This window comes from Kitasatospora sp. NPDC101155, assembly GCF_044768305.1.
Lineage (GTDB): Bacteria > Actinomycetota > Actinomycetes > Streptomycetales > Streptomycetaceae > Kitasatospora.
This window is the reverse complement of record NZ_JBIWPN010000055.1, coordinates 20,220-42,394: the sequence shown is the minus strand read 5'-3', so window position 1 is coordinate 42,394 and position 22,175 is coordinate 20,220. Positions and strand designations below refer to the sequence as shown.

The 22,175-nt window shown below is 75.4% G+C and carries 16 protein-coding genes; 14 read left to right on the top strand and 2 right to left on the bottom strand.

The features are described from left to right. The 7 genes from ACIRYZ_RS40175 to ACIRYZ_RS40145 form a co-directional block, all read left to right on the top strand. Positions 1 to 441 (top strand): transposase (locus ACIRYZ_RS40175; RefSeq protein ID WP_402953603.1); only part of this gene is annotated, 441 nt, incomplete at its 5' end. A gap of 104 nt (positions 442 to 545) precedes the next feature. Beyond that, the gene (locus tag ACIRYZ_RS40170) at positions 546 to 944 is read left to right on the top strand and encodes a MarR family winged helix-turn-helix transcriptional regulator (protein ID WP_402953604.1); all 399 of its coding nucleotides are present in this window, start codon (positions 546 to 548) and stop codon (positions 942 to 944) included. Next, positions 941 to 2,395, top strand: coding sequence for an MFS transporter (locus ACIRYZ_RS40165; RefSeq protein ID WP_402953602.1), 1,455 nt, complete (start codon positions 941 to 943; stop codon positions 2,393 to 2,395). Before ACIRYZ_RS40170 ends, ACIRYZ_RS40165 begins: the two co-directional genes overlap by 4 nt. A gap of 183 nt (positions 2,396 to 2,578) precedes the next feature. Continuing rightward, positions 2,579 to 3,754, top strand: coding sequence for an AAA family ATPase (locus tag ACIRYZ_RS40160; RefSeq protein WP_402953601.1), 1,176 nt, complete (start codon positions 2,579 to 2,581; stop codon positions 3,752 to 3,754). Beyond that, the gene (locus ACIRYZ_RS40155; protein WP_402953600.1) at positions 3,751 to 4,224 is read left to right on the top strand and encodes a hypothetical protein; all 474 of its coding nucleotides are present in this window, start codon (positions 3,751 to 3,753) and stop codon (positions 4,222 to 4,224) included. The genes ACIRYZ_RS40160 and ACIRYZ_RS40155 overlap by 4 nt, the downstream gene beginning before the upstream one ends. Next, a complete protein-coding gene (locus tag ACIRYZ_RS40150) occupies positions 4,221 to 5,888 on the top strand; it encodes a hypothetical protein (RefSeq protein ID WP_402953599.1) in 1,668 nt (555 codons plus the stop codon). Before ACIRYZ_RS40155 ends, ACIRYZ_RS40150 begins: the two co-directional genes overlap by 4 nt. Beyond that, positions 5,888 to 8,956 (top strand): bpX6 domain-containing protein, encoded by a 3,069-nt coding sequence (locus ACIRYZ_RS40145; RefSeq protein WP_402953598.1) that lies wholly within the window; start codon positions 5,888 to 5,890, stop codon positions 8,954 to 8,956. The genes ACIRYZ_RS40150 and ACIRYZ_RS40145 overlap by 1 nt, the downstream gene beginning before the upstream one ends. A 40-nt stretch (positions 8,957 to 8,996) precedes the next feature. Here the strand turns inward: ACIRYZ_RS40145 and ACIRYZ_RS40140 are convergent, their stop codons facing one another. Further along, positions 8,997 to 9,734, bottom strand: coding sequence for a TioE family transcriptional regulator (locus ACIRYZ_RS40140; RefSeq protein ID WP_402953597.1), 738 nt, complete (start codon positions 9,732 to 9,734; stop codon positions 8,997 to 8,999). A gap of 92 nt (positions 9,735 to 9,826) precedes the next feature. Here ACIRYZ_RS40140 and ACIRYZ_RS40135 point away from each other — a divergent pair, with 92 nt between their 5' ends. Next, complete coding sequence (locus ACIRYZ_RS40135) at positions 9,827 to 10,972, top strand: erythromycin esterase family protein (RefSeq protein ID WP_402953596.1); 1,146 nt, start codon at positions 9,827 to 9,829, stop codon at positions 10,970 to 10,972. Between the two features lie 38 nt (positions 10,973 to 11,010). Here the strand turns inward: ACIRYZ_RS40135 and ACIRYZ_RS40130 are convergent, their stop codons facing one another. Further along, complete coding sequence (locus tag ACIRYZ_RS40130) at positions 11,011 to 11,955, bottom strand: LysR family transcriptional regulator (RefSeq protein WP_402953594.1); 945 nt, start codon at positions 11,953 to 11,955, stop codon at positions 11,011 to 11,013. Between the two features lie 71 nt (positions 11,956 to 12,026). Here ACIRYZ_RS40130 and ACIRYZ_RS40125 point away from each other — a divergent pair, with 71 nt between their 5' ends. From ACIRYZ_RS40125 to ACIRYZ_RS40100, 6 genes are all read left to right on the top strand, one after another. Next, the gene (locus ACIRYZ_RS40125) at positions 12,027 to 12,680 is read left to right on the top strand and encodes a maleylpyruvate isomerase family mycothiol-dependent enzyme (protein WP_402953593.1); all 654 of its coding nucleotides are present in this window, start codon (positions 12,027 to 12,029) and stop codon (positions 12,678 to 12,680) included. A gap of 154 nt (positions 12,681 to 12,834) precedes the next feature. After that, positions 12,835 to 13,923 (top strand): PP2C family protein-serine/threonine phosphatase, encoded by a 1,089-nt coding sequence (locus ACIRYZ_RS40120; protein ID WP_402953592.1) that lies wholly within the window; start codon positions 12,835 to 12,837, stop codon positions 13,921 to 13,923. A 410-nt stretch (positions 13,924 to 14,333) separates the two neighbouring features. Continuing rightward, on the top strand, positions 14,334 to 15,638 hold the full coding sequence (locus ACIRYZ_RS40115) for an MFS transporter (RefSeq protein WP_402953591.1): 1,305 nt from the start codon (positions 14,334 to 14,336) through the stop codon (positions 15,636 to 15,638). Positions 15,639 to 15,743: 105 nt separating this feature from the next. Continuing rightward, complete coding sequence (locus ACIRYZ_RS40110; RefSeq protein ID WP_402953590.1) at positions 15,744 to 17,003, top strand: non-ribosomal peptide synthetase; 1,260 nt, start codon at positions 15,744 to 15,746, stop codon at positions 17,001 to 17,003. Between the two features lie 205 nt (positions 17,004 to 17,208). Continuing rightward, on the top strand, positions 17,209 to 20,295 hold the full coding sequence (locus tag ACIRYZ_RS40105; protein WP_402953589.1) for an amino acid adenylation domain-containing protein: 3,087 nt from the start codon (positions 17,209 to 17,211) through the stop codon (positions 20,293 to 20,295). 44 nt (positions 20,296 to 20,339) lie between these two features. Further along, entirely contained in the window at positions 20,340 to 22,172 is a 1,833-nt protein-coding gene (locus ACIRYZ_RS40100) for a non-ribosomal peptide synthetase (RefSeq protein WP_402953588.1), read from the top strand. Positions 22,173 to 22,175: the final 3 nt, after the last annotated feature.

The window sequence follows — 22,175 nt, the reverse complement described above, 5'->3', positions numbered from 1 at the left end:
CGCCAACCAAGCGACGGCCGAACCGGTGGCCATCGAACCACCCACACCCATCCTGACCAGGTAATCAACACCTCCCGCACAGCGGGGGAAGCTCACTCCCATGCCATGCGCGACCTGATCGACGCGCGGGACTGGCTGACGGTGTTCATCCTGCCCGCATACGCACCCGAGCTGAACGCGGTCGAGTACCTGTGGGCCCACGTCAAACGCAGTCTGGCGAACCTCGCCAATGTCGCCCTTGACCAGCTGGAGGCTGTTGTCCGCAACCGCCTCAGCGATTGCAGTACCGCTCCGACATCCTCGACGGCTTCCTCACCGGGGCCGGACTCTCCCTCGACCTCCCACCGCCATCACCTTGAGCGCCGAGGTCAGTACCGCCGGCGAAAAAATGTACAGCCAGACTGGACAGTCCAGACTGATGAAATTACCGTGGAACCGTGACCGAGAAGCGAACCTCCCCAGCCGCCCTCGAAGCCCCCGCCGACCTAGCCGGCTCCACAGGCCCGGCTGACTCCGCCGACTCCGCGGCACTTGCGGCCCGGGAGCTGCGCGCCGTCTTCAGCCGCCTGCGCCGCACCCTCCAGGAGAAGATCCAGGGCGCCAGCGATCTCACCCCCTCCCAGACCGCCGTCCTCAGTCGGTTGATCGGCGACGGCCCGGCCTCCGCCAGCGTGCTGGCCGCCGCGGAGCGGGTCCGCCCGCAGTCCATGGCTGCCACCCTGGCCGCGTTGGAGGAGCACGGCCTGGTCGGGCGCCGACCCGACCCCGAGGACGGCCGCCGCCAGCTGGTCGGCCTGACCGAGGCGGGGCTCGCGTGGATCGCGGACAGCCGCCGGGCGCGTGAGGAGTGGCTGGCCCGCGCCCTGCAGGAGGAGTTCACCGAGGCCGAGCGCGCCACCGTGCTGGCGGCCCTGCCGTTGATCGATCGGCTGAACCGGCGATGAGCGGCCCGTCGACCCTGCTGGCCCGACTCCGCGTCCGCCGTCAGTCGCCGGGCGGTCAACGGTCCGGGCGCCCGGCTGAACAGCCCACCCCCGGTGGTGAGTTCAACCGCCGACTGCTCGCCCCGATGGTGCTCGGCTCGGTGCTCAACCCGATCAACTCCTCGATGATCGCGGTGGCCCTGGTCCCCGTCGGCACCGCCTTCGGCGCGCCGCCCGCCGAGACCGCCTGGCTGGTCACCGCGCTCTACCTCGCCACCGCTGTCGGCCAGCCGGTGATCGGGCGGCTGGTGGACGACTACGGACCGCGCCGGCTCTACCTGGCCGGAACGGCTCTGGTCGGCCTCGCCGGGCTGCTCGGCGCGCTGGCGCCCTCGCTCGGGCTGCTGGTCGTCGCCCGGGTGCTGCTCGGCCTCGGCACCTCCGCCGCGTACCCGGCCGCGATACACCTCACCCGCAGCGAAGCCGAGCGGACCGGGCAGAGCAGCCCGACCGGCGTGCTGACCGCGCTCGCCGTCGCCGGCCAGACCGTCGCCGTGGTCGGACCGACCCTCGGCGGCCTGCTGATCGGGCTGGGCGGCTGGCGGACGGTCTTCGCCGTCAACGTCCCGCTGTCGCTGACCTGCCTGGCACTCGGGCTCTCCCGTCTGCCCGCCGCCCCGCCGCGCCGGAACCGGGAGGACCGGCTCGACCACGCTGGTATCGCACTGTTCGCCGTCCTCCTGCTGACGCTGATGCTGTTCGTGATGAAGCCCGGCACCGCGCTCTGGTACCTGCCGGTGCTCACTGTCCTGGCCGCCGTCGGCTTCGCCGTGCGCGAGACGCGGACCAGTGACCCCTTCATCGACCTGCGCGCGCTCGCCCGCAACCGTCCGTTGATCGCCACCTACCTGCGCCAGGTCCTCGGCAACACGGGCACCTACGCCTTCCTCTACGGTTACACCCAGTGGCTGGAGGAGGGGCGCGGTCTGGGCGCGGCCTCCGCCGGGCTGGTCCTGCTGCCGCTCTCGCTCGCCGGCCTCGCGGTCTCCGTCGTCACCGGCCGAAGTGCGGCCGTACGCGGCAAGCTGCTGGTCGGATCGGTCTTCCAAATGGTCGCCAGTGCCGCCCTGTTGCTGCTGGGCTCGACCAGCGCGGTCGCCGTGCTCATCGTCGTCGGCCTGCTGGCGGGAGTCCCGCAGGGGCTGATCGGGCTCGGCAACCAGACCGCCCTGTACCACCAGGCCGACCCGGCCGCCATCGCCTCCGCGGCCGGGCTGCTGCGCACCTTCATGTACCTCGGCGCGATGGCCGCCTCGGCGGCGAACGCGGTCTTCTTCCCGCACGGCGCCACCACCGTTGGGCTGCACCACCTCGCACTGTTCATGCTCGGCGGTGCGACCCTGCTCTTCCTCGCCGTCCTCCCCGACCGCTCGCTCGGCCGGATGGGAGCCGCTGTCGTGAAAGCACGCTGACTGATCGTCATTCGATGTGTGCGTCGCCGCCCGCTCCAGGAGTGGACGCCGAGCGGGCGACCCGGAGGGTGACGCCCGAGGTCTGCGCGGGCGGCGGGGCCGGGAACGCGGCCGTGGTCCGGGCCGGACCCAGCGGAAACCCGCTGGTCAGCGCTGCCCGGGCCGCCGTAGACTCCCATGCTCGTGACCGAGACCACCACCGCCGCCCTGCTGCCCGGCCCCGCCGCCGGATCGCCCTCCGACGCCGAGCTGATAGCCACCGCCGTGGCCGCCGCCGGAAGGGGCATGGTCGGGCGCGAGACCGTGGCCGAGGTGGTGGCGCTGTGCGCCGTCGCCGGGGAGCACCTGCTGGTGATCGGCGCCCCCGGAACGGCCAAGTCGGAGGCGGTACGGCGGGTCGCGGCGCAACTCGGCGGCCGCTACTTCGAGTACCTGCTCGGCCGCTTCACCGAGCCCAACGAACTCTTCGGCCCCGTCGACCTGCGCCGACTCCGGGAGGGGCGGGTCGAGTTCGAGACCGCCGGAATGCTGCCCGAGGCCGACATCGCCTTCCTGGACGAGATCTTCCTCGGCTCGACCGCCGTTCTCAACACCCTGCTCGGCCTGCTGAACGAGCGGGTCTTCCGGCGAGGCCGCACCACCCTCGCCAGCCCGCTGCGGATCTGCGTCGGCGCCGCCAACCACCTGCCCGAGGACCCGGCGCTGGCCGCCTTCGCCGACCGGTTCCTCGCCCGGGTCTTCGTCGAACCGGTCCCGGACGCCCGTCTGGAGGAGCTCCTGGAGTCCGGCCGTCGCCCGGCCGCGCCCATCGCCCCCACCGCGACCCGCGACCTGCTCGGCGCGATCGACCGACTGGCCGCCGCCGCCCGCGGCTGCGACCTCGACCCCGTCACCCCGCTGCTGGCCACCGCGCTGCGCCGGCTGCGGGCGGCGGGCGTACCGGTCAGCGACCGACGCGCCGTCCGCTCCCAGAACCTCGTCGCGGCCGCCGCCGTCCTTGACGGCCGCACCAGCGCCTCGGCCCGTGACCTGTGGGTGCTCCCGCTGATCGCCCCCACCGCCGACAGCCAGACCCTGGCCCGCGAGACCCTCGCCGACCTGATCGACCGGGCCGCCAACCGCAGCCTGGCCCACACCTCCGAAGAGCTCTCCCGCAGCACCGCCGCCCGCGCCGAACGGCTCATGCGCACGGGCGCCGCGCTGCTCGCCGAACACGGCGGGCTGCCGGACGGTCAGGACTCCCGGCTGCGGCTGGAGGCCGTGCTGCGGGAGATCGACGCCGGCTTCGACCCCGCGGACCTGCCCGCGCCGCTGGCAGGCGTCCGGGCGGGCCTGGTCACGGTGGTCGCACCCTCGTGACCGGCGTCCCGCTCCGCTGGGAGCGCCGCGAACCCCCGCTGGAGGCGGTGGCCGTGCTCGCCCTCGGGTCTGCGGTTCCGGCCCTCGCGGCCGCGACGCGGTCCCGGATGCGGGCCGGTGGCAGGCTCGCGGTCGCGGCCGACGAGAACGCGCTGCTGGTCCTCGGCGAGGCGGCGGACCTGCCGTGGGCCGACGGCGCCCGCTACCTCGGCCCGGACAGCGGAGTGCTGGTGCCGACCACGGCCCGCCCGCAGCCGTCGGCCTCGCTCTGGCGGGCGGCCCTCGGGGCGACGGAGACGCAGCTGTGCGTGCTGGTCCCCGGCCATGCGCTGGTCACCGATCCTCCGGCTCCGGGTTGCGACCTGGCGGGTCTGGACCCGGTGTCGGCGAACAGCGGCGGCGGGGACAGCGAGACAGCCGGCAGCGGGACCGATGGCAGCGGGACCGATGGCGACGGAGGCCCGGCATGACCGTCGCGCTCGCGCCGTGGGCCGCGACGCTCTCCGCGCTCACGCCCGAACTCGCCACCGTCCTCGGTCCGTTGCTGCGCCGTCTGGACGCGCTGATCGGCGAGCGTGAGTCCGTCGCCGGGGTCGAGGGGGAGCCCGACGGGTACGGCGGGCTCGCCCGCAGTGGGCGGCCGGAGCAACTGCTGCCGTCCGAGTGGCTGCTGGCCGAGGAGTTCCCCGAGGAATTCCTGCGTCGCTGGACGGAGAACGAACTGCTGCACCTGGCGCCCGAGTTGAGCAGTCCTGTCAGCCGCGGCCGGGTCGTCGCGCTGGTGGACTCCGGCCCCGGGCAGGCGGGAGCCGCCCGACTGGTCCAGCTGGCCGCGCTGCTGGTGCTGCACCGGCGAGCGGCCGCCCGCGGCAGTGAGCTGCTGGTCGGCGTGCTCGGGAACCCGCCCGGGCAGCTGATCGGCGGTGACCTCGCCGAGCTGCTGCCGCGCTGGCTCAAGGCCCGGCGGCACGGCGACCCGACCCCGGAGGACGTGCACGACGCGGAGCGGGCGCTGGACGCCGCCGCACAGACCTGGCTGCTCACCTCGCCCCGCCTGGCCGCTCAACTGCCCGCCCGGCAGCGGACGGTGACCAGTGCGGAGGCCGACTGGAGCGCGGACGGGGCCGGGCAGGTCAGGGTCCGGGTGAACGGTGGACCGGCCGTGGAACTCCCGCTGCCTCCCGTGCGGATCGCCGTACGGGCCCTGCGCGGCGCCGAGTTCGGCAACTCGGCGGACCTGCGCGCGCCACTGCCCGGCATCGGGGGAGCGCTGCCCGCCTTCACCGTCTGTGCCGGCACCCTGCTCGCCCGGGGCCGGGAGGCTGGCGTCCTGATCGCCCTGGGACTGGCAGGCGGAGGAGCCGTCGACAGCGCCGCACGGCCGCGTCGCCACGAGCTGCCCGGACCGGCGATCGCGGCCGGACGCCAGGGCAGGCGGCTGCTGGTGCTGTACGCCCAGTACGAGCGGCTGATGCTGCACGTGAGCGGCCGCGGACTGGGCGACCCCGCCCGCTACAAGGTGAGGGCGGCCGAACTCGACCTGCCCCGGGTCGGCTCCGCCGAGTTCGCCGAGCTGATGGCGCAGCCCGTGCTGCCGCTGCTGCGCGAGGGCGAGGACCTGCTGCTGCCGCTGGCCGGCCAGTGGCGGCGGATCTCGCCCGGCGGACGGGTGGCCGGCGACGGGCCGGTGGTCTCCACTGCGGGCGGACGACCGTTCTGCCACGCGCGCGAGCCCAGGCTGTCGGCCGCGCCGGTGCCGAACGGGGCGGCCGATGCCGAGCACCTGGTGCACGGCGCGGGCTTCGTCGGCTGGTCCGCCGACGGGCGGGAGTGGGAGGTGCACGGTCCGGGCGGGAGTCGGCGGATCGTCCTCGGGGACGGTGCGGCCGAGGTGATCGGGTTGGTCGCGGACGGCGCCGAACCCGTACTGATCACCCGTACCACCGCCGCGGGGCTGGTGCGCGCCGTCCGCGCCGCCGGTGTCCGGACGCTCTCCGCCCTGTCCGGCGGCTCGACCGCCCCCGCCGTCCACCCCCGACTGCCGTTGATCGCCGCTGAACCGCGCCCGGGCCGGGTGGTGGTCGCGGACGCGGTCAGCGGGCGGTCGCACGCCGTGATCAGGAGCGCCGACTGATGAGTTCCCCCGTGACGTCCCCCGTCGACGCGGCCGGGTTCGTGCTCGACGTGCCGGTGATCGGCGCCGCCGAGGCGGCCGAGCGCGTCCTCCGGTACTGGCAGGACGGTGCCCGGCTGGCCGAACTGCCGGACGGCCGCTGGCTGTTGGCCCTAACGGAGCCGGTCCGGAGCCGCGCCGACCGCTCGCCCGGCGAGCCGCTGCGGGCCGTCGGCGGGGCGCTGGTGGCAGCCGGGGCCTCGGAGGGCGCCGCAGCAGGAGAACTCGCGCTCACCGTCGGTGGCATGACGTATCGTCATGTCATCGCCGAGCTCGCCGCCCTGGATCCGTCGAACTGGCTGGACCTGAGCGGCCTCACTCTGCACCGGCTCGCACCGGTCGGAACTCCCGCCGTGGCGGAGCCGGTTGAGACGGATCTCCCACGCCCGCCCGCCCTGGACCTACGGGCTGCGGCCGGCATCCCCGAGCCCAGCCAACGGGCCGGCCGGCTGCTGAGCGAGCGCCACCGTAGGGCGAAGGCGAAGGCGACGGGACCGCGCCCGTACCGGCACCTGCTCGTCGCCGGCGTCTTCGTGGGCCTCCTGCTGTGCCTCGCGCTGGGCGGCTACGACAGGTTCACCGACGTCCCGCTCGTCTTCCCGGTGGGCATCGGCCTGCTCGTCGGCCTGTCCGTCGCCCCGTACGCCCGGACGGCCCGGACCGGCCGCGCCGAGGCCCGTCGTGCCCGGCCCGCGGGCGCGACGGCTGGGCGACTCACCGGGCGGCCCCCCGGGCGGAGCGAGTGGTGGTCCCTGTTCCTCCCCGCTCTCCTGCTCGGCCTCGGCGGCCTCGGCGGCCTCGTCGCCAGAGGCTTCTCCGCCGGTCTGCTCCTGCTGACGTTCCTCGGGGCCTGCGGGGTCGCGCTGTCCGTGCTTGCGAGGATCCCCACTGTCGCCGGGCGCGCCCGCGCCGCCCAGGACGCGCAGGCGAAGGCGGTCCGCGCCGCCCGGGAAAGGCAGGCGAAGGCCGCCCGTGCAGCCCGGGAAGCACACGCGGCGGCAGGTCACGGCCCGGGACCTGCCCCGGCCCGGCCGCGCCCGCCCCGGCGTCCGCGCGGGCAGTGGCTGGCCGAGCTCGCCCTGCACAGCCCCGCCCGTGCGCTGTTCCAGGACCGGCACGTCCGCTACCTGGAGCAGCTCATCCGCTCCTTCCGGCGGCGCCACTGGGAGGACGCCCTGCGCGATGCCCTCCCGTTGTCCGAGGGCGGCGGTTCCCGGCAGCGCCTGCTGACGCTGCGCCTGCCCGACAGGTACGCGGGTGAGCTGCGGCCCAGCCCGCAGCAGCCCGGCGGGACTCTGCTGTCCTCGCCGGTCAGCGGGCCGACCGTCCACCAGCTCCTCACCGACCTCTACCGGGAGGCCGCCGAGGCGCTGGAGCGGGACGGCCGGATCGACGAGGCCGCCTACGTCCTCGCCGACCTGCTGGCCGCGCCCGCCGAGGCCGTGGCCCTGCTGGACCGGCAAGGCCGCACCGCGCAGGCAGCCGAACTCGCCGAGGGCCGCGGGCTTGCCGCGGAACTCGTGGTCCGGCTCTGGTGGCGGGCCGGGCAGCGCGAGCGGGCGGTGCGGATCGCCCAGCGGCGCGGCGCCTTCGCCGCCGCCGTCGAGCGCCTCACCGCGACCGACCCGGCGGCCGCCCGCGAACTGCGCGCCGCCTGGGCGGAGCACCGCCGCCGGGCGGGCGACCGGCTCGGCGCGGTCGAGGCCGCCTGGCCGGACGAGACGCTGCGCCCGGGTCTGGTCGGTGACCTGCGGGAGGCGCTGGAGCTGGGCGGGGCGGCGCGCGGACGCGCCCTGGTCCACCTGCTGGCACTCGGCGAGGACGCCGCGGAACCCGCGCGGGCGCTGCTGACCGCTGACGGACCGGGCTCCGAGCGGGCCGCCGCCCTCACCGCGCTCGCCGAGCTGCGGTGCGCCGACCCGGTTCTGGACCGCGAACTCGCCACCGCCGCCGTGCGCTCGTTCGTCCGTACCGACGGGCTCGCCGGGCACCGCGAGGCGCGCGGCGCGGGCTCTGTCCACGCCCGGCTGCTGAAGCGCGCCGACCCGCTGGTCGCCGCCGACCTGGCGCAGCCGCGACCCGCCCGACCCGGTGGCGGCCCGCTCCTGGTCACCGCCGCCGACCGGGTCGGCACCCTGCCCGTCCTGGACGCCGCCTACCTGGACTCCGGCGCGGTGCTGGTGGCCTGCGGCCAGGCCGGCGTCCGGCTGCTCGGCCCGGACGGTCGCACCCGCGCCCGCTGGGACGTGCCCGCCGACCAGCTGGTCCTCGCCGACCACGGCGGCACCGTGCTGCTGGCAGCCCGCTACGGGGAGGTCCGCGAGCTGTTCCGGCTCGACCTCGCCACCCGCAAGGTCGAGCGCTGGACAACCCTGCGGGTGCGCCAGCTGGTATCCTCCTACGACGGCCGCCACCTGCTCACCGTCGACCAGGACGGCATCGCCGTGCTCGACACGCTCACCGCCCGCCCGACCGTCGTCCACCGCGAACTCGGCGACGACCAACGGCTCTTGGGACGGATCGCCCGCACCCCCGACAGCTGCGCGGCCCTCGTCCGCACCCGGATCGGCTACCGCACGGACGAACTGACCGAACTGTGGCGCTGGGACCAGCCGGGCTGGGAGCTGCGCGCCCGTACGGAGGTCGACCCGACCGACGCCGTCGGCGCCGTGGCACTCACCGACGGACGCGTGCTCGCAGCCGCACCGGGCGGCACCCCCGGGCGGAGCGTGCTCCGCTGGAGCGGCAGCGGCAAGTCCGAACAGACCGTCCCCGGCCGGGTCGTCCTCGCCGGGGACGGTGCCCACTGGCTGTTCGCGTCCTCGTCCGAGGACGGCCTGCGCGTCACCGTCGGAGCGGCGACGGGCGCCGCCTTCACCGCCGTCGTGCCGGGTGCGGTGGCCACCCCGGTGGGCCTGCGGGCGCACGCCGGTGCGATCACCTGCTGGCACCGAACCGGCCGGGTGCTCGCCGTGAGCGCCGACGGTACCGACCTGCTCGCCAACCTGCGGGTCACGGCGGGGAGTTGACCCCGCCGCCCCAAGGTGTCGGCCGCGCATGCCCGACACCTCAAGACCGGGGCGCACCGCTCCCGAGGGCGAGGTAGGCGTCGAGCCGGGTGGCCGCGGTGAGCATCGAGCGGCCGCGGGTGGTGAGGCGGTGGTGCCAGGCGTCGAGGGCCTCGGCCAGGGTGTCCGTACCGCCCGCCGTGCGGATCTGTCGGACCACGGTGGCGATATGGGTCAGGGGGTAGCCGCCGCGGCGTAGCAGGTGGGCGAGTTCGGCGTCGCGGACGTCGTCGGGGTGGTAGCGGCGGTGGTCGGTGGCGCGGTCGCGCGGCGGGGTGAGGATGCCGGCGGCCTCCCAGGTGCGCAGGGTGGCGGGGGTGAGGCCGAGGCGGTGGGCGAGGTCGCCGATGCCGAGCGGGCCGGGGAGACGGAGGAGGCGCTCGGCGGGTTCTGCGGGTTCGGTGGGGGTGGCCGGTCCGGCCGTGAGGTGGTCGACGGCCTCGCGGACGGCGGCGAGGGTCTCCCGGTCGCGCAGCAGCTGGGCGTGGCCACGGTCGATGGCGGCCAGCGCCTGGTCGAGGCGGTCGGCGTGGACGGCGGTCATGATCCGGCCGCCGGTGGCGTGACCGTACCCGGAGACCAGGGCGAGGTAGGTACGCAGGGCGGCGGCGTGCCGCTCGGTGTAGATCCGGTAGCCGCTGGGGGTGCGGTCGGCGGGCGGGAGGAAGCTGTCGCGCTCGTAGTTGCGTACGGCCTGGGTCGAGAGGCCGTGCTCGCGCGCGAGGTCGGCGGGGCGCATGGCGTTGGACTCCCTTTGAGACTTGTCCCGGTGGTTGAGCGGCCCTGCTACTGAAAGTCTCAACCGAGCTTTCAAGGATACGCTTGAGGTCCATGAGTCAGGACATCCGAGACTTCCTCACCCCCTCCTGCGAACTCCTGGCGCTCGGCGAGCCGACGCACCAGGAACCGGCCTTCGGCCGGGTCCGCAACCAACTCTTCGCCCAACTGGTCGAGCGGGGCTACCGTTCGATCGCCCTGGAGACGGACCGGGTGGCCGCGCTCGCCGTGGACGACTACGTCCAGGGCGGCGCGGGCACCCTCGACACGGTGCTGGCCGAAGGCTTCACCCACGGCTTCGGCGCCCAGCCCGGCAACCGCCGACTCATCGCCTGGATGCGCGAGTTCAACCGCGATCGGGGAACCGGGGAGCGGCTGGCCTTCCACGGCTTCGACACTCCGACCGAGAACACCATGGCCCCCAGCCCGCGCGGCTACCTCGAACACGCCCGGGACTACCTCCAACTCGAAGTCGACATCGCCGCGTTGACGGGCGGGGACGAACGCTGGAGCAGCGAGCAGGCGGTGCTGGACGCGGCGAGCTCGCCCGGCGCCACGCCCGAGGCCGCGATGCTGCGCCGCATCGCCGACGATCTGATGACCCAACTGTATCTCCGGGCACCCGAGTTGATCGCATCCAGCTCGCGCGCCGAGTGGCTCCGGGCCGGGATGCACCTGCGGGCCGGGCTCGGACTGCTGCGCTACCACGCGCAGGCGGCGGTCCAGGGCCTCGGGCTGAGCGATCGGGTGTCCGGGCTGCTCGGGCTGCGGGACGCGCTGATGGCGCAGAACCTGCTGGACATCCGGGCCGAGGAGGCCGAGCGCGGTCCGACCCTGGTGTTCTCCCACAACCTGCACCTCCAGCAGGCCCCGAGCACCTGGGCCGGGGGAGAGCTGGACTGCCGCTGGAACGGCGCGGGCCGGATCGTCGGCCCGCTGCTGGGTGAGCGGTACGTCTTCGTGGCCGGGAGCCTCGGGCGAAGCGAGGCGCTGGGGCTCGGCGAGCCGGCGCCGGGGACGTACGAGGCCCTGCTGCAGCGGCCGGACACCGACTGGGAGTTGGTGGCGACGCCGACGCCCGGTGAAGCCCGCGCCCGGACGGACACGGCCCCGCAGCAGGGCTACTTCTTCGACCGGGCCGCCTTCGAAGGGGCGGCCGCGGTGCTGCACATCGGCGACGGCGCGGCGGCCGCCGCGTAGGCGCCGGTCAGGGGCCCGCGTCGTGGCCGGCGCTCCGGTCAGGGCCCCGGGTAGGTGGTGCGCAGGTGGTCCAGCAGGGCGACGGTCGGCGGTGCCGGCCGCCGCCCGGCGGGCCAGGCCAGGGTGATCCGTACGCGCGGGACGGGGTCGGTCAGTCGTCGGATCCGCAGGCCGGGGGCGGGCCCCGGGTCCGGCAGCACCGCCACGCCCAGGCCGTGCACGGCGAGTTCGGCCAACTGGGGTGGGGCGGCGGCCTCCACGGCTACGGTCGCGCTCACGCCCGCCTCGGCGAGGGCGCGCTCCAGGGCCGTCCGCAGACCGGTGCCGCGTGGCGTGCCCACCAGAGTGTGCCCGGCGAGCGCGGCGACGGGCAGCAGGCCGTCGGGGGCGGCCGTCAGCGGATGGTCCTCGGGGCAGACCGCGACCAGCGGGACCTCCAGGACGGTGTGCAGGGCGAGTCCGGCGAGCGCGGTCCAGCCGTCGTCGCCCTCGCGCCCCCCTTCGGCGGTGGGCAGGCCGATCACGGCGAGGTCCAGCCGTCCTTCGCGCAGGGCGGCCAGCATCCGTGCGGTGGTGTCCTCGGCGAGCGAGAAGTCGATGCCGGGATGCTCCTGACGGAAGGCGGCGAGCGTGGTGGCGAGCCCGGGGAAGGTGCCCAGGGCGGGCGGCGGGGTGAGCGCCGCCCCGGCGACCATGCCGAGCCGGACGTGCCCGCGCCGTAGCCCGCCGAACTCCTGCGCGGTCTGCCGGGCCGCCGCCGCGGCGGCGAGGGCGGCCTGGGCGTGCGGCAGCACCGCCTCGCCGACCCGGGTCAGTCGGACGGTGCGGCTCGATCGATCGAGCAACGGGTGCCCCAACTCCCGTTCCAGCTGCCGGATCTGGGCGCTCACTCCGGGCTGGCTCAGGTGCAGCAGCTCGGCCGCCCGGGTGAAGCTGCCGTGCTGGGCGACGGTGACGAAGTACTGGAGCTGCCGGAGTTCCATAACTGTTGATCATAGGTGGCAGAACTGCCCGGTCTTGGACGTGCGGACGGTTCCGGCCGCAGGCTGGGGGCATGGAGAGCGTGCGGCAGGAACAGGGTGTGGAGTGGATCCGCGAGCAGATCGCGGCGGAGCGTCGGGAACTCGCCGAGGTGTTCGCCGGCTTCACTGCGGAGCAGTGGGAATCGCCGTCACTGTGCGAGGGCTGGCGGGTGCGTGAGGTGGCCGCCCACCAGAGCACCGGATTCCGGCACTCGACGGCCCGGACGGTCTGGGAGCTCGCCCGCTCCGGCGGCAGCATCCACCGGATGGCCGACCGCGTCGCCCGCCGCGACGCCGCCCTCCTCACCGACCGTGAGCTGTCCGCCGCCATGGCCGACCACGCCGACCACCCCTGGCGGCCCCCGGTCGGCGGCCGGATCGCGGCCCTCGCCCACGACGCGGTCCACGGCCTCGACATCACCGTGGCCCTCGGGCTGGCGCCGCGACTCCCGCTGCCCCGCGCCGCCGCGCTGCTGGGCGCTGTCTCGGCGCGTAGCGTGCGCTTCTTCGGGGCCCGGCTGGACGGAGTGCGGATGCGGGCGACGGATCTGGAGTGGTCCTACGGGCAGGGGCGGTCGGTGGTGGAGGGCCGGGCGGAGCACCTGCTGCTGGTGGCGTACGGGCGGCGGGTGCCGCGCGGGCTGCTGACGGGGGAGGGGGCGGCGCTGTTCGCGTGGGGTGGGTAGGTGGGGTGGGTAAGGGGTGTCGGTTGCCGGTGGCGGCCCGTCGCGCGAGATCCGTCAGCTCCTCCCGCCGCCGGACCTGCGCTCCGGCGCCCCCGTGCCTACGATCGGAACGCACCCCTTCCGAGTGCAGGGCGAGACGGAAGCCAGGTCGCAGATGGCCCAGAGGTCCGTGCAGTGGCCGCCGTACGTGCGGGTCGCGCCGTGGTTGCTGATCGTCGGCGGGCTGGTGTGGAACTCGCTGGATACGACCAACTACTGGGGCGATCCGATGCTGGCGGCGGCCGCCGTGCTGGCCGGTGCGCTGCTGACACTGCGGGACACGGTGGCCGTCGGGGTGGCGACCGTGGCCGGGATCCTGGTGCTGTCCTCGCAGGACGGGTCGCTCGGGACCAGGGCGGGGTACCTGGAACTGGCGAACACGGTGTTCGCGGCGCTGCTCGGGGTCGGGGTGAACCGGGTGGTGGCGCGGCACGGGCGGAGGCTGGCGCGGGTGCGGTCGGTGGCGGAGGCGGCGCAGCGGGCAGTGCTGCCGGAGCCGCCGGGGCGGGTGGGGGAGCTGGAGGTCGCGGCCTGTTACCGGGCCGCCCAGGACGAGGCGCTGATCGGCGGGGACGCGTACGCGCTGCAGGCCACTCCGTACGGGGTGCGGGTGCTGATCGCCGATGTGCGGGGCAAGGGGCTGCAGGCGGTGGGGGCGGTGTCGATCCTGCTGGGCGCGTTCCGGGAGGACTCGCACCGTGCGCCGGACCTCGCCGCTCTCGCGGACGAGCTGGAGCGCTCGTTGACCTGGGAGAGCGCCCGGATGAGCGAGGAGGTGCAGCTGGAGGGGTTCATCACGGCGCTGCTGGTGGAGTTCCCGCCGGGGGAGGGGGCCGCGCGCACGCTGGACTGCGGCCACCCCGGGCCGTACCTGCTGGGCGGTGATCCCCCGGTGCGTCGGTGGGACGCGACCGACCCGGGGCTGCCGCTCGGGATGGGCGCGCTGGGGGTGGGACGGCCGGAGCCGGAGACCCGGCCGTTCCCGCCGGGGTGCACGCTGCTGCTGGTGACCGACGGGGTGACCGAGGCGCGGAACGCGGCCGGGGAGTTCTACGACCCGGTGCTCGGGCTGGCCCCGCTCGGCCCGTTCGCGGGCTCCCGGGAGGCGCTGGACGCGCTGGTGGCAGACGTGACGCGGTGGACCGGCGGGCCGCGCGACGACGACATGGCGGTGCTCGCGGTGACCCGCCGCGGAGCCGGCTAGAGCGCTGGGTGGAGCGCCGGCCGGAGCACGGGTGGAGCGGTCGGCCGGCCCTGTGGTCCACGGTCCGGCCCGGTCACGCCGATATCACGGAGAGGTTGCGGACGGTGATCGCTCCGTGGAATCCGGCCAAGTTGACCGAGGTGCTCCGGTGGCCGGAAAGGTGGTGTCCGGATATCGGATGGTGATCTGGACCGCTGGGCTCGCCGGCGGCGTGGGTCCCTCGTCGGGCCGCGCTGCCTTGGCCGACGGGCGGGTGCGGCGTCGCGGCGGATCGGCTCCGGGGCATAAGGGGCCGTAGGGGAGGTGCAAGGACAGGTCGCGGCAGTGGCGGGATCCGGCCGACCCGTGGTTCGTCCGGAAACGGTTCCGGCGGTTGCCGCGTATCGAAGGGGTGACCGAGAGTCGCACCAATGAACGAGACGCTTCGCCCACGCCAAGCCCGTCTGCTCGGTCACCGCGACTTCCGGCTGCTGTTGACCGGAGCCGCGGTGGCCCAGACGGGCAGTCAGGTCACCCTGGTCGCCCTGCCGTTGGTGGCGGTGGTGGTGCTCGATGCCACACCGTTCGAGGTGGGCCTGCTGACCGCCGCCGAGACCGCGGCGTTCCTGCTGGTCGGCCTGCCGGCCGGCGCCTGGCTGGACCGGATGCGTAAGCTCCCGGTGCTGATCCGCGCCGACGTGGTGCGCTGCATCGCCGTCGGCTCGATCCCGCCGGCGGCGGCCCTCGGCGTGCTGACCATGCCCCAGCTCTACCTGGTGGCGCTGGTCACCGGCGTGGCCACGGTCTTCTTCGACGTGGCCCACCAGTCCTTCCTGCCCGTCGTCCTGCCCCGCGAGCAACTGGTCGCCGGCAACGGGGCGTTGGAGACCGTACGGTCCTCGGCGCAGATCGCCGGGCCGGGCCTGGGCGGAGGGCTGGTCCAGCTGCTCGGCGCGCCGCTCGCCATCGTGGCGGACGCCTGTGGCTACCTCGCCTCCGCCCTGCTGCTCGCCCGGATCCGGGTCGAGGAGGCGCGGCCGGAGCCCGAGCCCGGGCGCTCGCTGCGCGCCGAGGTCGCCGAGGGCGTGCGCTTCGTCCTCGGACATCCGCTGCTGCGGGCGATCGCCACCGCCACCGCCACCGCCAACCTGTTCGCCGCCGTACTGATGGCCGTGCAGACGGTCTTCTGGGTACGGGTGCTCGACCTGCCGCCCGGCGCCATCGGCGCGCTGCTGTCGATCTCCGCCGTCGGCGGGCTGGCCGGCGCGCTGTGCGCGGGGCGGCTCGCCCGCTGGGTCGGGCAGGCCCGGCTGATCTGGCTGTCCACCCTGGTGAGCGCGCCGTTCGCGCTGCTGTGGCCGTTGTCCCGGGGCGGCGCGGGGGTGTGGTTGTTCGGCCTGGCCTCGGGCGTGGTGCTGTTCGGTGCGGTGGCCTACAACGTCGCGCAGGTCAGCTTCCGGCAGAGCGTCTGCCCGCCCGAGCTGCTCGGCCGGATGAACGCCACCATGCGCTTCCTGGTCTGGGGCACCATGCCGCTCGGCGCCCTCGGCGGCGGACTCGTCGCCGACTGGTCCGGGCCGCGCACCGCCCTGTGGCTCTGCGCGGCGGGCTTCCTGCTGGTGCCCGTGCCGCTGCTGCTCTCGCCGCTCCGGCGGATGCGCGACCTGCCCGAGACACGGACCCCGGACGACACCCCGGCCGCCGAGCAGCCCGCCGCGAGCCCGACCACTCCCTGACCCCATGACCCCATGACCCTTTGAACCTCTGACCCGAGCACCCGAGCACCCGAACATCCGAGTACCCGAACACCTGAGCCGAACCCGGAAACCGGAGACCGTTCCGTGCACGCCAGCATCACCGCCGCCTACCTCGCCCGGTACCGCTCCGCCGCCGCCGACTCCCCGGTGGAGCTGCTCCCGCTGACCGGCGCCCAGCGGCGGTTCCTGATCACCCGCCGACTCAATCCGCTGACCCGCTCCGACATCGTCCCGCTGTTCCTGGCCTACCCCCGCGGCACCGTCGACCTGGCCCGGCTGGGCCGCGCGGCCGCCGCGGTCGCCGTCCGCCACCCCGCGCTGTGCGGCGGCTTCACGACCGTACGAGGCACGCCCGTGCTGCGGGCCGGCGGGCCCTCCGTCGAGGCCGCCCGGATCGCCGTGGCCGGCCACGGAGCCGCCGAGACGGCACTGCGCGCGGCCCTGCTGGACTGGCCCCTCGACGGTCCCGCGCTGCGCCTGCTGGTCGCCCAGGACCCGGACGGGGACGAGGAGTTGCTCGCCCTCGCGCTGGACCACGCGGCTTGTGACGAGCAGTCCCTCGGGACGCTCGTCGGCGAGCTCGCCGAGGCCTACCGGCGGGGCGAGTCGCCCGCGCCCGGCCCCGACCGGCGGGCCCTGGCCGACTTCCGGGAAGCCGTCGAACTCCAGCTCGTCGCCGAGGAGGCCGCCGCGGGCCCGGCCGCCCAGGCCCACTGGGGGCGCCGGCTCGGCGGCCTGACCGGGGCGGGCGGCGGCGCGGCCACGGCCACCGGCATGCTCACCGAACGGCTGCCCGCCGCCGAGGGCGCCGCTCGCAGCGCCGTCTTCCCCGCCCTGCTGGACGCCGTCGGCGCCGCCGCCCAGCGACTGCACCGCGCGGACGGCCCGCTCGCCCTCGGCTACCCCTGGGGCGGCCGCCCGCCCGGCGCGCCCGCCGCGCTCGGCTGCTTCCTCAACACCCTGGTGCATGCCGTGCCGACGCAACCCGCCGCCGACCTGGAGACGCTCTGCGACGCCTGGTGGGACGACCTCGACCACGCCGGCACCCCCTTCGACGAGGTGGTCCGCGCCGCCCGCTCCGCCGGCTCCCCGTGGTCGGGCGCGCTGGACGCGATGCTCACCATGGAAGACCTGCGCCGCCGCCCGCCGCTGGAGCTCGACGGCGTCCCCGGCCGGGAGGTCCACATCGCCGGGCGGCCGCTCGCGGCGCCGCTCGCCGTCGCCGCCGCGCACGGCGACGAGCTGCTGGTCCGCCTGGCCTGGGACAGCGAGCGCTTCCCGGCCGCCGACGCCGAGGCCGCCTTCGAGCAACTGCTCACCGTCCTGCGTCGGCACCTCTTCTAGACCGACAGACCGACAGACCGCAAGACCGCAATGCCTCAAGGCCGTACGACCGCTGGACGGCTCGACCGCTAGACCGCAGCCCCCAGGCCCAGGGCCGCACCCTCACCCCGGTGCGGTCCGGCCCCCACCGGCCGCACCGGGACCACCCCACGCCCGCGCCCGGCCACAGCGGTGCCAACACGCCCACCACACAAGGGAATCACCCATGTTCGCACTCTCTCCCTCGCAGGAGATCGTCTGGCTGCACGAGCAGATGCTGCCAGGCAGCCGCGCCTACAACTTCACCGCCGTGCTCGACCTGTGGGGCACCCTCGACCGGGACGCGCTGCACACGGGCCTCGCCGCCGTCCTCGGCCACCACCCGGGCCTGCGGCTGGAGTTGGTGGCCCGGCCGGAAGGCCTGCCCGGCCAGCGGGTCGCCGCGAACTGCCAACCGGAGCTTCGCCACAGCGACTTCACCGCCGAGACCGACCCGGAGGCGGCCTTCCGCCGGCTGCTCGCCGCCGAGGCCGAGGAGCCGCTGGACACCTCCCGGGCGCCGCTGCTGCGCTGGCACCTGGTCCGCCTCGGCGAGGACCGCCACCGGCTGATCCACGTCGAGCACCACCTCGTCCACGACGGCCACTCCTTCGCCATCCTGCTGCGCGACCTGTTCACCGTCTACCGTGCCCGCGTCCTCGGCCGGCCGTACGAGCTGCCCACCGCCCCCTCGTACGAGCAGCACGCCCGCCGCTCCGTCGACCCTGCCACCCGCGAGCGCGACCTCGCCTTCTGGGCCCGTGAGTTGGCCGACGCCCCGCGTGAGGTCACGCTGCCCGGGCTGGCCAGGCCCGGCGTCGAGCGGCGCCACCGCGGTGGCCAGCTGCGCCAGTCGATCGGCGCCGACCTCGCCGAGCGGCTGCGCGAGCGCAGCAAGGCCGACGGCCACACCCCGTTCAGCACCCTGCTCGCCCTGTTCGCCGAACTGCTGCGCCGCCACAGCGGCCACCGCGAACTCGTGGTGGGCACCGCCGTCGGCAATCGGCCGGAGGGCTTCGAGAGCACCGTCGGCATGTTCGTCAACACCGTGCCGCTGCGCCTTGGGCTCGACCCGGCCGCCTCCGGCACCGAGGCCGTGGACGAGACCACCGACGTCCTGCTGCGCGCCCTGCCGCACCAGGACCTGCCGGTGCAGGAGCTGACCCGCCGCCTCGGGCTGCACACCGGCGGCGCCGACAACCCGCTGTTCAACGTGATGTTCAGCGCGCACGACGCCGCCCTGCCCGACGTCCAGGCACCCGACCTGGAGGTCTCGCTCTACGAGGGCTTCAACACCGGCACCACCCGCTTCGACCTCGACCTGGTGCTGCTGCCCGACGACCGCCGGGTGGTCGGCGAGAAGCACGGCGCCGCCGGGATGACCCTGGTCTGGGACTACGACGCCGACCTCTTCGGCGAGGCCGAGGCTGTGCTGCTGGCCGACCGCCTGCTGGAACTGCTGCGCCGCTACCTCGACCGGCCGGAGGCGCCGCTCGCCGAGCTCGCCCCCGCACCCGAGGCCGCGCCGGCCGCCCCCGTCACCCCGGTCGGGCTCGACCCGGCCGCCGCCCACGACCCCGGCGCGCTCGCCCTGCTGGCCGGCGCCGAGCGCCTCAGCTACGGCGAACTCGACCGACGTGTGAGCGAGTTGGTCGAGCGGCTGCGCGCCGCCGGGGTCACCCCCGGCCAGCCGGTGGCTGCCGTCCTGCCGCGGGGCACCGACAGCGTGGTCGCGTTGCTCGCCTGTCTGCGCCTCGGCGCCGTCTACGCGCCGCTGTCCACCGAGGACCCGGCCGCCCGGCTCGGCCTGCTGCTGGAACGGCTCGCCCCCGCGCTCGTCCTGGCCACCCGGCAGAGCGCGCTCGCGCTGCCCGCCGAGGGCGTCACCCCGGCGCTGCTGGACGGCCCCGCCTTTCCGAAGGCCGAGCCCGCCGCCGTGCTGGAAGGCGCCGCCTACGTCATCCACACCTCCGGCTCCACCGGCGTGCCCAAGCCCGTCCTGGTCGGCCGGAAGGCGCTGGCCGGGTACGTCGCCGCGATCGCCGCCCGCTACGAACTCAACTCCGCCGACCGGGTGTTGCTGTTCGCCCGGCCGTCCTTCGACGTGGCGCTGGAGGAGGTGCTGCCCGGCCTCGCGGTCGGCGCCGCACTCGTGGTGCCACAGCGCGAGGTGCCCACCGGCCCGGAGCTGGTGGCCGTACTCGCCGCCCGCGGCGTCACCGTCGCCAACCTGCCGACCAGCTACCTGCTCGGCGTGCGCGAGGACCTGCGCGAGGCGCTGCGCGACGGCCGCTGGACGCCCCGGCTGCTCGTCCTCGGCGGCGAGCGCCTGCCCGCCCGGGCGCTGGCCGGCCTGACCGGGGCCACCACCGTGCTCAACGCGTACGGCGTCACCGAGGCCACCGTCACCTCCACCGTCCACCGGATCACCGAGGCCGACGTCGCCGAGGGCGGCGAGATCCCGCTCGGCACCGAGGTCGACGGCGTGCGGATCCACGTCCTGGACGAGACGCTGCAGCCGCTCCCGGACGGCTGCGTCGGCGAACTCGTCGTCGGCGGAGCCCTGTTGGCCGAGGGCTACGTCGGCCTGCCGGAGCCCACCGCCGCCCGCTTCACCACCGTCCCCGCGCTCGGCGGCGAACGGGTCTACCGCACCGGCGACCGCGGCTACCGCGACACCGAGGGACGACTGCGGTTCCTCGGCCGCGCCGACAACCAGGTCAAGCTGCGCGGGCACCGGATCGAGCTGGAGGAGATCGAGGCCGCCGCCTCCGCCGAACTCGGCGGCCGCTCCTGCGCGGTACTGCTGCACACCGACCCGCAGACCGGTCCGCGTCTGGTCGGCTTCCTGGAGGGCACCGTCCGCCCCGACCAGGCCGCCCTGCACACGGCACTGGCCCGCCGACTGCCCGGCGGACTCGTCCCGGCCACCTGGACGGCCGTCCCCGAGATGCCCACCCTGCCCGGTGGCAAGCCCGACCGGGCCGCCCTGGCCCGGCTCGCCGACGAGGCCCCCGTGCAGCGGGAGAGCGCGCCCAGTGCCTTCGCCGACGCCGGCCAGGAGCTGATCGCCGCCGCCTGGCGCGAGGTGCTCGGCCACGACCGCTTCACCGCGGACTCGCACTTCTTCGAGGTCGGCGGCCACTCGCTGCTCGCCGCCCAGCTCGCCGCCCACCTGGAGCCGCACCTCGGCAGCCGCCCGCCGCTGCGAGTCCTGTTCCGCCATGCGGTGCTCGCCGACCAGGCTCGCGCCCTCGCCGGCGGGACGAAGTGACCGCCCGCACGACCGTCCGCGCCGACCAGAATCCGGAGACTTTGATGGAATCCCTGAGCATCGGGTACGGCCGTCCGCACCAGGACGGCGGGGTCCTCGACCTGTTCACCAGCTGGGCGCACCGTACCCCGCACGCGCCCGCCCTGATCGACGGCGAACAGAGCTACAGCTACGCCGAGCTCGACCGCCTCGCCGACGCCGTCGCCGCGTCCCTGCGCGGCCGGGTCGGCAAGGGCGACCTGGTCGGCGTCTGCCTCGGCCACTCGGTGGCGCTGGTCGCCGTCACCCTGGCCGCCGCCAAACTGGGCGCCGTCCACCTGCCGCTCGGCCCGCGCCCCGGCGAGCGGCGGCTGCAGGCCGTCGCCGAGCAGCTGCGGCCCGCCTGCCTGGTCGGCGAACCGGCCGTCCTGCCGCCGGGCGGCGAGCGGCTGGAGCTGGACCTGCCGTCCGCCGGTGAGGTGCTCGCCGTCCTGACGCCCGGCGAGCAGGCGGCCGTACCGGTCGGCACCCACTACGCGGTGCTGACCTCCGGCTCCACCGGCACACCCAAGGCCGTCGCCGTCACCGGACCGGCGCTCGGCGCGCTGCTGCACTGGTACCGCGAGCTGACCGGCCTCGGCCCCGGCGCCCGGCACAGCCTGCTGATCGGGGTGGCCTTCGACCCGCACCTGCTGGAGCTGTGGGCCAGCCTCACCTCCGGCGCGGCGCTCGTCGTCGCCCCCGAGGCCGTGCGCTGGGACTCCGGCGCGCTCACCGACTGGTTCCGCGAGGCCCGGATCACCGCCACCGTGCTGCCCACCCCGCTGGCCGAGCCCGTTCTCGGCCGGCCCTGGCCCGCCGGACTGGCGCTGCGCCACCTGATGGTCGGCGGCGACCGGCTGCGCCGCGCCCCCGGGCCGGACGTCACGGCGACCGTCCACAACGCCTACGGCCCCGCCGAGGCCACCGTCGCCACCACCGTGCACACCATGGCCCCCGGCTGCGACCACGGCGACGGCGCGCCGCCGATCGGGCTGCCCGTCCCGGGAGCGGTGGTCCTGGTCACCGACGAGCAGGGCCGCCCCGTCCCGAGAGGAGAGGCCGGCGAGCTGCGGATCGGCGGCCGGAGCCTGGCCGCCGGGTACCTCGACCCCGAGCTGACCGCCCGCCGCTTCGTCGAGGTGCCGCACGGCGTGGAGGGCATCGACCGGGTCTACCGCAGCGGCGACCGGGTGGTGATGCGCGCCGACGGCGTGCTGGAGTTCCACGGGCGCCTGGACGACCAGGTCAAGGTCAGCGGGGTGCGGATCGAACCGGCCGAGGTCGAGGCCGCCTTCGAGCGCGACCCGCGGGTGCGCCGGGCCGTGGTCGCCGCCCAGGCCGCGCTGACGGGCGGCGTACGGCTGCTCGCCTTCGTCCAGGCCGAGGACGGCCTTGCGGGCGGCGTCGAGCCCGCCGGCCTGCTGGACGCGGTGCGGCCCTGGCTGCCCGAGCAGGCCGTGCCCTCGGTCGTCCGGCTGGTCGAGCGCTACCCGCTGGACGCCAACGGCAAGGTGGACCGCGCGGCGCTGCTCGCCGCCGAGGAGTCGTTCCCCGTGGGCTCGGAGACCTCGGAGGCCTCGGAGGCCTCGGAGACCGACGTGACCGACGAGGGTGACACCCCGGTCGAGCGCACCGTGCTGAAGCTCTGCCGCGAGCTGATCGGCCGCGCGGACCTCGGCCTGGGTGACAACTTCCTGGCGTCGGGCGGCAATTCGCTCGCCGCCGCCCGACTGCTGGAATCCCTGGAGGGGGAGTTCGCCGTCCGGCTGCGCGCCGCCCTGCTGCTGCGCCAGCCCGACCTGCGGGCGATCGCGCGGCTGGTCGAGGAGCGGATGCCCAGCACCTCCATCGCCTAAGGC